Raw genomic sequence first — 11,908 nt, 5'->3', positions numbered from 1 at the left:
AAGAGAGAGGAGACAAGCAATGAATCGTCGTCAGTTCAGCCTGGCCGCGTGCGCGCGGGCAACGGGCGTGGCCCTGGGCCTGGCCGGCCTCGGCGCCGGCGCAATGCTCGCCGCACCCGCCGCGCATGCCGACACCTGGCCGTCCAAGCCCGTCACCGTGATCGTGCCGTTTCCCGCCGGCGGCGGCACCGACGCCTTTGCACGGCCGCTGACCGCGCAGTTGTCCAAGCAGCTCGGCAAGCAGTTCGTGATCGACAACCGCGGCGGCGCCGGCGGCACGGTCGGTGCCAGCATTGCGGCCAAGGCCGCGCCGGACGGCTATACGGTGTTCATCGGCGGCGCGCACCACGCGATTGCCCCGTCGTTCTACAAGAAGCTGGACTACGACATCGAGAAGGACTTCATCCCGGTCACGGTGATCGCGCAGCCGCCGCAAGTGGTGGTGGTCAATCCCAACCGCGTCAAGGCCAACACGCTGCAGGAGCTGATTGCCTACGCCAAGGCCAATCCCGGCAAGCTGAACTACGGTTCGGCCGGCAACGGCTCGTCGCACCACCTGGCGGGCGAGCTGTTCAAGCTCCAGACCAAGACCTTCATCACCCACATCCCCTACAAGGGCGCGGGCCCGGCGCTGTCCGACCTGATCGCGGGCCAGGTCGACCTGATGTTCGACGGCCTGGGCTCGTCGGCGCAGCATATCCGCGCGGGCCGCATCAAGGCGCTGGCGGTGGCTTCAAGCAAGCGCTCGGCGGCGTTCCCCAACGTGCCGACCGCGGCCGAGGCGGGCGTGCCCAACTATGACGTGTCGACCTGGTATGCGATGTGGGTGCCCAAGGGCACGCCCAAGGAGATCGTCGACCGCCTGTATGCAGAGACCGAGAAGGCGCTGAACTCGCCGGAGCTCAAGCAGGTATGGCTTAACAACGGCTCCGAGACGCCGGCGTTTACGCAGGAGCAGTTCGCGCAGTTCCAGCACGCCGAGATTCGCCGCTGGGCGCAGGTGGTGCAGCAGTCCGGCGCCAAGATCGACTGACGGGGCGCCATGTCAACGCTGATCCGATGCAAGGGGGCGCGGCGATGAGCGGCACCGTATTGTTTGCCACGCAGGGCACCACCGCCACCGTGACGCTGTCGCACGCGGGCAAGCTCAACGCCATTTCCGCGCAGATGTGGCGCGAGCTGGCGGCGGGCTTTGCACGCCTGTCCGCCGATACCTCGCTGCGCTGCGTGGTGGTGCGCGGTGCCGACGGCAACTTTGCCGCCGGCGCCGACATCGCCGAGTTCCCGGCAGAGCGCGCCGACGAGGCCGCGGTGCGCCACTACCACATGGCCACCATCGCGCCGGCACTGGCGGCGGTGGCGCAATGCACGCACCCCACCGTGGCCATGATCGAAGGCGTATGCGTGGGCGGCGGGCTGGAAATCGCCTGCCACTGCGACCTGCGCATGGCCGCGTCGGACAGCCGCTTCGGCGTGCCGATCAACCGCCTGGGCTTCCCGATGGCGCCCGGCGAGCTGCAGGGCCTGCTGGCGCTGGCGGGCCGCGCCGCCGCGCTGGAGATCCTGCTGGAAGGCCGGGTCTTCGACGCCGCCGAGGCGCGCGACAAAGGGCTGCTGACCCGCGTGGTCGAGCCCGGCGCGCTGGCCGCGGAGGTCGAGGCCACGGTGCGCCGCATTGCCGCCGGCGCGCCCGTCGCCGCCCGCATCAACAAGGCCACCATCCGCCGGCTGGCGCCGCTGCCGGCACCGCTGTCGCCCGCTGAGCTGGACGCGCATTTTGCCTACGCCGAAGGTGCGGACCACGCGGAAGGGGTGGCCGCCTTCCTCGCGCGCCGGCCACCGCAGTTCCGTGGGGAGTAGGGCACGCCGCCATGATGACTGCTTCCACACGTTTTCTTCGTTTTCCTTAGCCTTTCGTTCGATCCCCGACATGAACGCCAACCTGTTCGCCCTGTTCGAATCCCGCTTCCCCGCCGACCGCACCGCCTGCTGCATCGAGACGCGTGACGGGCTGTACTACAGCTGGGACGACCTTGACCGCGCCACCGCCAAGCTCGCCAGCCTGCTGGCCTCGCTGCACCTGCCCGAAGGCGCACGCGTGGCGGTGCAGGTGGAGAAGTCCCCCGAAGCGCTGTTCCTGTACCTGGCCACGCTGCGCGCCGGCTACGTCTACCTGCCGCTGAACACCGCTTACCAGGAGGCAGAGATCGACTACTTCGTCGGCAATGCCGAGCCGTCGGTGGTGGTGTGCAGCAGCAAGAATTTCGGCTGGGTGTCCAAGGTGGCGTTCCGCCACGGCGTCAACCACGTCTTTACGCTGGACGACGACCGCAGCGGCTCGCTGCTGTCGCGCGCGGCGGGCAAGTCAGATGCCTTCGAGACGGTCGCACGCCAGGATGACGACCTTGCCGCCATTCTCTACACCTCTGGCACCACCGGCCGCAGCAAGGGCGCGATGCTGACGCACCGCAACCTGGCCTCCAATGCGCAGACGCTGCATGAATTCTGGGGCTGGCGCAGCGACGACGTGCTGCTGCACATGCTGCCGATGTTCCACGTGCACGGCCTGTTCGTGGCTTCGCACGGCGCGCTGCTGGCCGGCGCCAAGATGATCTGGGCGCCCAGGCTGGACATGGCGCAGGTGCTGAAATTCCTGCCGCGCTGCACGGTGATGATGGGCGTGCCGACCTACTACGTGCGCATGCTGCAGGAGCCGCGCTTCGACGACGACACCTGCCGCCGCATGCGGCTGTTCGTGTCCGGCTCGGCGCCGCTGCTGCTGGAGACCTTCGACGCCTTCCGCGAGCGCACCGGCCATACCATCCTGGAACGCTACGGCATGAGCGAGACCGTGATGCTGGTGTCCAACCCGTACGATGCCGCGCTGGGCGAGCGCATCGGCGGCACCGTCGGCATGCCGCTGCCGGGGGTAGCGGTGCGCGTGGTCGATGGCGAGGGCCAGCCGTGCGCACCGGGCGAGATCGGCAATGTCGAGGTCCAGGGCCCGAACGTGTTCAAGGGCTACTGGCGCATGCCGGAGAAGACCAGGGAAGAGTTCACGGAGGACGGCTGGTTCAAGACCGGCGACGTCGGCCGCTTCGGCGGCGCCATTGTCAGCCAGTCGGGCGAGCGCGTGGTGCCGGACAACTACCTGACCATCGTCGGACGCAGCAAGGACCTGATCATCTCGGGCGGCTACAACGTCTACCCGAAGGAAATCGAGAGCTTTATCGACGAGATGCCGGGCGTGGCCGAGAGCGCCGTGATCGGCGTGCCGCACGCGGATTTCGGCGAGGCCGTGGTGGCGGTGGTGGTGCGCAAGCCGGGTGCGGAAATCGACGAAGCGGCGCTGATCGGCACGCTCAAGGGCCGCATCGCCAACTTCAAGGTGCCCAAGCGCGTGCACGTGGTGGACGAGCTGCCGCGCAATACCATGGGCAAGGTGCAGAAGAACGTGCTGCGCGAGCAGTTCGCGACGCTCTGAGCGCCGTGATGGCCAGCGCCCTGCGCGATGGCGCAGGGCGCGGCTGTCTTACTTCAGCATCTGCACGGAGCCGTTGACCGACACCGTCACCTGCGTCTTGCCGCCCTCAACCGGCACCGGCACCGCAGCGTCGGCCATCATGGCCTTGGCAGCACCGTACATGCGCGGCATCGGCGGCACCACGCCGGTTTCATTCAGGCTGACTTCGCGGATGGTGTAGCTGTTGTAGCCGAACAGCTTGGTGGTCGACTGCGCCTTGCTGCGGAACGAGGCGATGGCCTGCTCGGCCAGCTTGGCTTCGGCGGCCTCGCGCGCTTCGCGCGACAGCGAGAAGGCGATGTTCTGCACCTGCATCTGGCTGGCCAGCTCGCCAGCGAGCTTGGACACGGCCGAGAAATCGCGCGACTTCAGGATGACTTCGGAACGCCCGCGCCAGGTGCTGATGCGGCCGTTGCGGTCGGTGTTCGGGTGGATGGTGAAGCCGCCCGACTCGGCGGTCACGCCCTGGACGCGGCGCGCCTGCGTGATGACGGCCTGCGTCCGGGTCGACAGGCCCGAGGAAATCGCGGCCGGTTCAGCGCCTTCCTGCTCCGCGGCAAGCGTCAGGTGCACGATATCGGTCGGCACTTCGGTGACGGCCTGCGCGCTCAGCGACAGCACGCCCGACGGCGTTTCAGTGGGGCCACCGTGCGCCGAGGCGACGATAGCGGTGGTGCCCAGCAGGGTGGCGGCAAGCCATTGTTTCATGTTGTTCTCCCGTTCAAACGTGATGGGTATCAGACGTGAACGGGTGCCCGATCGTTCCGCGAGATTGCAAACGATTGTTGCGAAGCCGGCGCGGGCGCGCCTCCCCCGTCCGGGTCAGAATGCCTGCCAGGCCTTCCACAACATATAGCTTGCCAGGCACAGCAGCAGCACGGCAAAGACCTTGCGCAACTGGCCCACATCCATCCGGTGCGCGGTGCGCGCGCCCAGCGGCGCGGTCATCACGCTGGCCGCGGCGATCACCAGCAGGGCCGGCAGGTAGAGATAGCCGAGCGATCCCGCCGGCAGCCCCGGCATCTGCCAGCCGCTCCAGACATAGCCGGCCACGCTGGCCGCGGCGATCGGGAAGCCGAGCGCGGCCGAGGTGGCCACCGCGTTGTGGATCGGCACGTTGCACCAGGCCATGAACGGCACCGAGACAAAGGCGCCGCCCGCGCCAACCAGGCTGGACAGGAAGCCGATCACGCCGCCCGCGCCCGCCATGCCGGCAAATCCGGGCAGCTGCCGGCCGGGCTTGGGGCGACGGTTGCGCAGCATCTGCAGCGCGGAAAACCCGACGAAGCCGGCAAAGGCCAGCGACAGCCAGCTGGTCTTGAGCGCCGCGAACACCTTGCCGCCGCCGATCATGCCGCCGAGCACGATGCCCGGCGCCAGCGCCAGCACGATCGGCCAGCGCACCGCGCCGCGCTTGTGGTGTGCACGCACGGACGACAATGAGGTGAACAGGATGGTGCCCATCGAGGTGGCGATCGCCATATGGACGATGGCCTCGTCGGCAAAGCCCAGGCTGGTGAACAGCAGCGTCAGGAAGGGCACCATCATCATGCCGCCGCCCACGCCGAGCAGCCCGGCGCAGAAGCCGGTGAAAGCGCCCAGGGCAAGCAGGGCAGGAACCAGCACCGGCAGGTTGTCGAACTGCATCGTGTCTTCAGGGTTGTTGTTATCAGCCTTGCCCGGGCCTGCCGGGCAGGGTTCAGCGCATCAGCTTGCCGGTGATGAAGCGCCATTCGGCCGGCGTCACCGGCGTGATCGACAGCCGGTTGCCGCGACGTAGCACCACCATGTCGGCCAGTTCCTCATGTTCGCGCAAGGCGGCCAGCGGGATCAGCGCGCTCTTGCGTTCGAAGCGCACGTCGACCAGCAGCCAGCGCGGCGCGTCGGCCTTGGACGCGGCGTCATGGTATGGGCTCTTGCGGTCGAACTGGGTGGGGTCGGGGTAGGGTACTGAGCAGACCTCGGCCAGGCCGGCAATGCCGGGCTCCGGGCACGACGAGTGGTAGAACAGCACGCCGTCGCCGATCTGCATGGCGTCGCGCATGAAGTTGCGCGCCTGGTAGTTGCGCACGCCGGTCCAGGGCAGCGTGCCTTCCCGGGCCAGGTCGTCGATGCTGGCTTCTTCCGGTTCTGATTTCATCAGCCAGTACTGGCGGGCGCGTTGGTTCTGGTTCGGGCTCACGGCGCAGCTCAGGAATGGAAGGCCTGCAAGGAAAAAGCAGGCAAGAAAAAAGGCGATGGTTCAGAAAACCACCGCCTTTTTAGGGGGTCCCCGCCTTGGCCGCTGGGTCGGCATCCTGAACCCAAGTGAGGTTCAGAGTGGCTGCGGAAGTCGCATTTCGGGTACATCATCCACTCAGGGAGTCCAGGCCAGGCCCAGACTATGAATGCGATGACGCGCTCGCCCACGCGACATGATCCCGCACCATGCATGCATATCGGTTCAAGGAGTTATGACCCTCACGAACCAGGCAGGGAAACTGTCAAACGTCTGACTCTCCAGGCGCATCATCGTGCCCGGAAAACCGGATCCGCGTGCGGGATGTCAGACGTTTGCCGTTTCTGACTAGGATGGGATGAGAACGGCGGCCGGGCGCGATAACCTAGCCTGTCGCTGCACATCTGTGGTGCCTCGTGCAGTCTGGCTACACTATACACCGCGTTGCAGGGCATACCAAGTCCACTCGCGCGTATCGTTACATTTTGCGCGACAGCGCGGCATCCGCAGCACATCCCACTTTCATCGCTCAGCCGCGCGTACCGGTGCCCACGTGCGCATATTGCCGCAGGGCCTCGTCGGCGCGCTCGTTGAGCTCGCGGATGCGCGCGCGGATGGCGTCCACCGGGATCGCGCCATCGGCTTGCTGCTTGCGCTGCAGGTTCAGCAGGTCCGAGGCGATGCTGATCGCGGCCATCACGGCCACGCGCTCCACGCCCTTGGCCGCGATGCCGTTGCGCAGCTTGTTCATCTGCGTGTCGACCAGGGCCACGGCTTCAAGCAGCGCGGCCTCGTTCTCGGGCGCGATGGCAAAGCGGTAGGGCTGGCCGGCGATATTGACTTCGACTTGCTTGTTGCTCATGCGTGTTCTCCGGGGGCCTTGTGCGGCTCGGCGTCCTGCGCCGCAGCCTCTTCGCCCAGCAGGTCGAGCTGGCGCGTGTCGCTGGCGGTCGGCAGCTTGTCAAGGATGGACTGGATGCGCAGTTGCGCTTCCTCGATCTTGATATTGAGCAGTTCGCGGTCGGCGGCCATGGCCTCGCGCTCGCCGCGCAACTGCACGGCTTCGCCCTCCAGCCGGGCGATCTCGTCGCGCAGCCGCTGGTTCTCCGCCGCCAGGGTGTCCGCATGGTGCAGCACGCGCCCGATCTTGGCGGCCAGTTGTTCGAGTTCGGTGAGCATAGGGCCTGTCATGATGGGAGAAGTGTCAGGTATCGCGATTCTAGCCGATGCGCCGGCTTGCACAATGCGGAGGAAAGGGTTTGTGACTGGCCACCCGCGTGGAAGTTGCAGGCTTCTGCACCCAAAACGCCAGCAGAGTTGTGACAAAACACTACTGGCAGCCGCGTTGACGCGGGGGGCGAAACGCCCTAGACTCGCGCACGTTCCAGGTGCTCGCCCTTTTCGTCCCTGGCGAAAGGGTAGTTCAACGGGAAACAGGGAGCCGGGCCGGCTGCGCGCCGGACAGGCCAACCTGTGCTGCCCCCGCAACGGTAAGCGACCGCGGTGCGCATCTGCCAGACCCCGACATCGCCGACAGCCAGCCTGCCGGCAACGCCGCTGGCAAGGCCGGATCCCATTCCCGGCCACATGCACCGCAGGACCGGCCACACGCCACTGAACCGCAGGTTCGGGAAGGCGCCGGCCCAGTGTCGCCAGCCCGGATACCGGCCTGAACGCGGGCTGCCGCCCGTGCGCGGCACGCCTCATCGCCATATGGTCCGCGGGGGAACGGGCCCGGCCGTTCCTATCCAGTCCTGCATCATGCGTTCATCGCTCCACAGGTCGACCCGCCCGGCAACCCCGGCGGTGCGTCCGTCCGTGCCCGCCATCCTGGCGGCCATCGCCTCGTTCACCCTGGTTCCGGCCACGTCGTTCGCGCAAGCGGCCGACAGCGGCACCGAGAGCCGCCCCGACAGCCGCACCACGCAGCTCGCGCCGGTGGTGGTCACTTCCACCCGTACCGCGCAAGCCATCACCGAGGCGCTGCCTCACACCACGGTGGTGACGCAGCAGGACATCGTCAACTCGCAGGCGCCCGACCTGCGCACGCTGCTGCGCAACCAGGCCGGCGTGGAATTCTCGGCCAACGGCGGCATGGGCACCAACACCACGCTGTTCATGCGCGGCGCCAACTCCAACCAGACGCTGATCCTGATCGACGGCGTGCGGGTATCGTCCGCGAGCAGCGGCACCGCGCAGCTGGCCAATATCCTGCCCGACCAGATCGACCATATCGAAATCGTGCGCGGCAACGTGTCGGCGCTGTACGGCTCGGATGCGATCGGCGGCGTGGTTCAGATCTTCACCAAGAGCGGCGCCGGGCAGGCCCCGGCGGCCAATGCGGCGGTGGAGTATGGCAGCAACAATACGCGCCAGGGCACGGTTGGCTATGGCGGCCAGGTCGGCGATACCTCGTTCAACCTGACCGGCTCGGCATTCAAGACCGACGGCTTCTCGTCGATCAACACGAAGCAGGCGCCGCGCGCCAATCCCAACGACAACCCGTACGAGAACCAGAGCGTGTCGGGCCAGGTCAAGCACCGCTTCGCGCCGAACTGGGACGCGGGCTTCACCGGCTATTACTCGAAGAGCAAGCTGTCGTTCGACAGCGCCTTCGGCCGCCCGACCGACGACAACCGGACCAACAGCGAGCTGTACACGCTGTCGGCCTTCGTCAACGGCAAGGTGGGGGCGGACTGGTCCACCCATTTCAAGCTGTCGCAGAGCGAGGACCGCAGCGACACCTTCCTCAACGGCAGGCCCAACGGCACCTTCAATACCCGCAACCGCCAGTTCAACTGGCAGAACGAGTATGCGCTGGCCGCCAACCACACGCTGCTGTTCGGCACCGACTACCTGCAGCAGGAGCTGGACTCCAGCGCCTACGGCGCGCCCACGCGCAATGTGTTCTCGGTGTTCGGCGGCTATGACGGGCGCATCGGCAAGCACCAGTTGCAGCTCAACGCGCGCAACGACCACTATTCCGACTTCGGCAACCAGGGCAGCTTCCGCGCCGGCTACGGCTACTACGTGACCGATGCGCTCAAGCTGATCGCCAGTGTCAGCAATGCCTTCCGCGCGCCGACCTTCAACGAGCTGTACTTCCCCAACTTCGGCCAGCCGAACCTGCAGCCGGAACGTGCCAAGTCGGTCGAGGCCGGCGTGCAGTACGCCACCGCCAGCGCCGGCCTGCTGCGCGTGACCGCCTTCGAGACGCGCTACGACGACCTGATCGTGTCGGCGCTGCAGCCCAGCGGCCTGTTCCTGGCGCAGAACGTCAACAAGGCCAAGGTGCAGGGCATCGAGGCCTCGTGGCGCGCCAGCGTCTACGGCACCGACTTCGGCGCCAGCGTGACCTTCCAGAACCCGGTCGACGAGCAGACCAACACCCAGCTGCTGCGCCGCGCGCGCCGCCATGCCGCGCTGGACGTGGGCCGTGACTTCGGCAACTGGCGCTTCGGCGGCGAATGGCTGGTGTCGTCGTCGCGCATGGATGCCGGCTCGCGCCGGCTGGGCGGATACGGTATCGTCAACCTGAACGCCCGCTACAACATCGACAAGCAATGGTTCATCGCCGCCCGCGTCGAAAACCTGTTCGACAAGGATTACCAGCTCGCCTACCCCTACAACACGCAGGGACGCGCGGGCTTCATCACGCTGGGCTGGCGCCAGCGATGAGCGCACGGGCGCGCCATGTCTGAGTTCCGGCGCGCCCTGGCGATCTGGCTGGTGCTGGCGCTCGCGGCGCTGCTGGCGTTCGCGTTGTCGCTGGCGCTGGGCAGCGTGTCGCTCGATGCGCGCGAGCTCTGGCTTGCGCTCAGCGGTACCGACACCGGCACCGCCGGAGCGATCGTGCGTGAACTGCGGCTGCCGCGCGCGGCAGCGGCGTTTGCCTGCGGCGGGCTGCTGGCCCTGTCCGGCGCGCTGATGCAGGTGCTGCTGCGCAACCCGCTGGCCGAGCCCTATGTGCTGGGCGTGTCGGGCGGCGCCTCCACTGCCGCGCTGCTGGCCATGCTGCTGCTGGCGCCGTGGTGGGGCGTGCAGGCCGCCGCCGCCATCGGTGCACTGGCGGCGATGGTGCTGGTGGCGTCGCTGGCGCGGCGCGACCTGCTGCATCCGCAGGTGCAGGGCGGCCACCGCGAGGCGGGCGCCCGGCTGTTGCTGACCGGCGTGATCCTGGCCGCAGGCTGGGGTGCGGTCATTACCCTGATCCTTTCCATTGCGCCGGAGTCGCGCCTGCGCGGCATGCTGTTCTGGCTGACCGGCGACCTGAGCGGCACCGCCGCCTACGGCGGCGCGCTGGCCATGCTGGTGGTGGCGCTGCTGCTGGCCATGCCGATGGCGCGCGCGCTCAACGTGATGCTGCTGGGCGAGACCGTGGCGCAGTCGCTGGGCGTGCGCGTGGGCCGCGTGCGGCTGGCGACCTTCCTGCTGGCGTCGCTGTGCATTGCCGCGGCCATCACCACGGCCGGCTCGATCGGCTTTGTCGGGCTGGTGGTGCCGCACCTGGTGCGGCTGGCGTGGGGCAACGACCAGCGCCTGCTGCTGCCGGCCGCCACGCTGCTGGGCGGCGCGCTGCTGATGGCCGCCGACCTGATCGCACGCACCGTGATTGCGCCCGCGCAGCTGCCGGTAGGCGTGATCACCGGGCTGCTGGGCGTGCCGACCTTCCTCTACCTGCTGCTGCGGAGGCCGCGATGAGCCAAAGCCCGCACTGGTCCCATCCGCTCACCGCCTGTCCGCAGCTTGCGCTGCGCGATGTGCGGCTGCGCACCGGCCAGCGCGTGCTGGTGGATAGCCTGACGATGACCATCGGCCCTGGGCAGCTGTGGTGCATTGCCGGGCCCAACGGTGCCGGCAAGTCCACGCTGATGACGGTGCTGGCCGGCCTGCGCCACGCCGATGGCGGCAGCGCAGAGATCGACGGCACCGCGGCGGCGCAGATCGCGCCGGCGGTGCTGGCGCGCCAGCGCGCCTACCTGCCGCAGGCCGTGCATGACACCTTCTCGATGTCGGTGCAGGATGCCGTGCGCGTGGGGCGGCATCCGCACCTGTCCGGCTGGGGCTGGACCGGGCGCGAAGACGACCGCATCGTGCACGAAGTGATCCGCGCGATGGATATTGAAGCGCTGGCCGCGCGCGATGTGCTGACCCTGTCCGGCGGCGAGCGCCAGCGCGCCTCGCTGGCCGCGGCGCTGGCGCAGCAGGCGCCGCTGCTGCTGCTGGACGAACCGGTCTCGCACCTGGACCTGCGCCACCAGATCCTGGTGCTGGAACAGCTGGCCGCGCTGGCCCGGGCCGGGCGCCACGCCATCGTGGTGATCCTGCACGACCTGACGCTGGCGCTGCGCTACGCCACCCACGCCCTGCTGATGGCAGAAGACGGCACTACGCTGCATGGCACTGCCGCCCAGGTGCTGACCCCTGAACACTGCTCGCGCGCGCTGCGAACCGCCATCGTCAGCGTCACCGACGGCGCGCATACTGCGCTGATTCCCGACGGCGCCGCCCCCACCCACACCCGACACACGTCATGACTGATACCCAGAACCCGCCTGCAGAAGACCCGGACCGCGATGCCCGCCACAAGGCGCGCATGGAGCGCAAGAAAGAAGTCGTCGACGCCAAGATTGCCGCCGCGCAGGATGAGCGCGGCGTGATCGTCATCACCACCGGCAATGGCAAGGGCAAGTCCAGCTCGGGCTTCGGCATGGTGGTGCGCGCGCTCGGCCACGGCATGCGCACCGGCGTGGTCCAGTTCATCAAGGGCGCGCAGCCCACCGGCGAGGAGATGTTCTTGCGCCGCTTCCCGGACGAGTGCGCTTTCCACGTGATGGGCGAGGGCTATACCTGGGAAACGCAGGACCGCGCCCGCGACGTGGCCAAGGCCGAGGCTGCCTGGGAAGTGGCGCGCGGCATGCTGCGCGACCCCGGCATCGGCCTGGTGCTGTTCGATGAACTGAACATCGCGCTCAAGCTGCACTATCTTGATGTGGAGCAGGTCATTGCCGACCTGCGCGCGCGCCCGCCGATGCAGCACGTGGTCATCACCGGCCGCGGCGCGCCGCCGGCGCTGGTGGAGGCGGCCGACACCGTCACCGACATGACGCCGGTCAAGCATGCCTTCCAGCAGGGCATCAAGGCGCAGCGCGGCGTTGAAATGTAGC

The 11,908-nt window shown here is 68.1% G+C and carries 12 protein-coding genes; 7 read left to right on the top strand and 5 right to left on the bottom strand.

Annotated elements, in window-relative coordinates:
• Positions 1-19 precede the first annotated feature (19 nt).
• The 3 genes from ACW4E8_RS12275 to ACW4E8_RS12265 all read left to right on the top strand — a co-directional run bounded on the left by ACW4E8_RS12275 (position 20) and on the right by ACW4E8_RS12265 (position 3,484).
• Positions 20-1,033, top strand: a complete 1,014-nt coding sequence (locus tag ACW4E8_RS12275) for a Bug family tripartite tricarboxylate transporter substrate binding protein (protein ID WP_035823532.1) — start codon at positions 20-22, stop codon at positions 1,031-1,033.
• Between the two features lie 44 nt (positions 1,034-1,077).
• Positions 1,078-1,860, top strand: coding sequence for an enoyl-CoA hydratase/isomerase family protein (locus ACW4E8_RS12270; protein ID WP_456804769.1), 783 nt, complete (start codon positions 1,078-1,080; stop codon positions 1,858-1,860).
• A gap of 70 nt (positions 1,861-1,930) precedes the next feature.
• Positions 1,931-3,484, top strand: coding sequence for a malonate--CoA ligase (locus ACW4E8_RS12265; protein WP_456804768.1), 1,554 nt, complete (start codon positions 1,931-1,933; stop codon positions 3,482-3,484).
• A gap of 48 nt (positions 3,485-3,532) precedes the next feature.
• Here the strand turns inward: ACW4E8_RS12265 and ACW4E8_RS12260 are convergent, their stop codons facing one another.
• From ACW4E8_RS12260 to ACW4E8_RS12240, 5 genes are all read right to left on the bottom strand, one after another.
• Positions 3,533-4,231, bottom strand: coding sequence for an SIMPL domain-containing protein (locus tag ACW4E8_RS12260; protein WP_316151244.1), 699 nt, complete (start codon positions 4,229-4,231; stop codon positions 3,533-3,535).
• Positions 4,232-4,345: 114 nt separating this feature from the next.
• Positions 4,346-5,170 (bottom strand): sulfite exporter TauE/SafE family protein, encoded by an 825-nt coding sequence (locus tag ACW4E8_RS12255; protein ID WP_456804767.1) that lies wholly within the window; start codon positions 5,168-5,170, stop codon positions 4,346-4,348.
• Between the two features lie 52 nt (positions 5,171-5,222).
• Positions 5,223-5,705: an EVE domain-containing protein gene (locus ACW4E8_RS12250; protein ID WP_456804766.1), complete on the bottom strand. Its 483-nt coding sequence runs from the start codon at positions 5,703-5,705 to the stop codon at positions 5,223-5,225.
• A gap of 565 nt (positions 5,706-6,270) precedes the next feature.
• Entirely contained in the window at positions 6,271-6,603 is a 333-nt protein-coding gene (locus tag ACW4E8_RS12245) for a cell division protein ZapA (RefSeq protein WP_456804765.1), read from the bottom strand.
• On the bottom strand, positions 6,600-6,920 hold the full coding sequence (locus ACW4E8_RS12240; protein WP_456804764.1) for a hypothetical protein: 321 nt from the start codon (positions 6,918-6,920) through the stop codon (positions 6,600-6,602). The genes ACW4E8_RS12245 and ACW4E8_RS12240 overlap by 4 nt, the downstream gene beginning before the upstream one ends.
• Positions 6,921-7,502: 582 nt before the next feature.
• Between ACW4E8_RS12240 and ACW4E8_RS12235 the strand changes: the two genes are divergently transcribed.
• From ACW4E8_RS12235 to cobO, 4 genes are read left to right on the top strand one after another with little or no spacing between them, the layout of a single operon-like run.
• Positions 7,503-9,419, top strand: a complete 1,917-nt coding sequence (locus ACW4E8_RS12235; protein ID WP_456804763.1) for a TonB-dependent receptor plug domain-containing protein — start codon at positions 7,503-7,505, stop codon at positions 9,417-9,419.
• A gap of 15 nt (positions 9,420-9,434) precedes the next feature.
• Complete coding sequence (locus ACW4E8_RS12230; protein WP_456804762.1) at positions 9,435-10,442, top strand: FecCD family ABC transporter permease; 1,008 nt, start codon at positions 9,435-9,437, stop codon at positions 10,440-10,442.
• The gene (locus tag ACW4E8_RS12225; RefSeq protein WP_456804761.1) at positions 10,439-11,278 is read left to right on the top strand and encodes an ABC transporter ATP-binding protein; all 840 of its coding nucleotides are present in this window, start codon (positions 10,439-10,441) and stop codon (positions 11,276-11,278) included. Before ACW4E8_RS12230 ends, ACW4E8_RS12225 begins: the two co-directional genes overlap by 4 nt.
• Positions 11,275-11,907, top strand: a complete 633-nt coding sequence (gene cobO, locus ACW4E8_RS12220) for a cob(I)yrinic acid a,c-diamide adenosyltransferase (RefSeq protein WP_456804760.1) — start codon at positions 11,275-11,277, stop codon at positions 11,905-11,907. Before ACW4E8_RS12225 ends, cobO begins: the two co-directional genes overlap by 4 nt.
• The last annotated feature ends 1 nt before the right edge of the window (position 11,908 follow it).

The organism is Cupriavidus sp. CP313, from assembly GCF_054072015.1.
The sequence above is the reverse complement of the archived record's forward strand: the minus strand, read 5'-3'. Positions and strand labels throughout refer to the sequence as shown.

What these genes read in the sequence shown, in the direction of transcription:
- ACW4E8_RS12275 (WP_035823532.1), top strand. Translation starts at nt 20, where the DNA reads ATGAATCGTCGTCAGTTCAGCCTGGCCGCGTGCGCGCGGGCAACGGGC.
- ACW4E8_RS12270 (WP_456804769.1), top strand. Translation starts at nt 1,078, where the DNA reads ATGAGCGGCACCGTATTGTTTGCCACGCAGGGCACCACCGCCACCGTG.
- ACW4E8_RS12265 (WP_456804768.1), top strand. Translation starts at nt 1,931, where the DNA reads ATGAACGCCAACCTGTTCGCCCTGTTCGAATCCCGCTTCCCCGCCGAC.
- ACW4E8_RS12260 (WP_316151244.1), bottom strand. Translation starts at nt 4,231, where the DNA reads ATGAAACAATGGCTTGCCGCCACCCTGCTGGGCACCACCGCTATCGTC.
- ACW4E8_RS12255 (WP_456804767.1), bottom strand. Translation starts at nt 5,170, where the DNA reads ATGCAGTTCGACAACCTGCCGGTGCTGGTTCCTGCCCTGCTTGCCCTG.
- ACW4E8_RS12245 (WP_456804765.1), bottom strand. Translation starts at nt 6,603, where the DNA reads ATGAGCAACAAGCAAGTCGAAGTCAATATCGCCGGCCAGCCCTACCGC.
- ACW4E8_RS12240 (WP_456804764.1), bottom strand. Translation starts at nt 6,920, where the DNA reads ATGCTCACCGAACTCGAACAACTGGCCGCCAAGATCGGGCGCGTGCTG.
- ACW4E8_RS12235 (WP_456804763.1), top strand. Translation starts at nt 7,503, where the DNA reads ATGCGTTCATCGCTCCACAGGTCGACCCGCCCGGCAACCCCGGCGGTG.
- ACW4E8_RS12230 (WP_456804762.1), top strand. Translation starts at nt 9,435, where the DNA reads ATGTCTGAGTTCCGGCGCGCCCTGGCGATCTGGCTGGTGCTGGCGCTC.
- ACW4E8_RS12225 (WP_456804761.1), top strand. Translation starts at nt 10,439, where the DNA reads ATGAGCCAAAGCCCGCACTGGTCCCATCCGCTCACCGCCTGTCCGCAG.
- cobO (WP_456804760.1), top strand. Translation starts at nt 11,275, where the DNA reads ATGACTGATACCCAGAACCCGCCTGCAGAAGACCCGGACCGCGATGCC.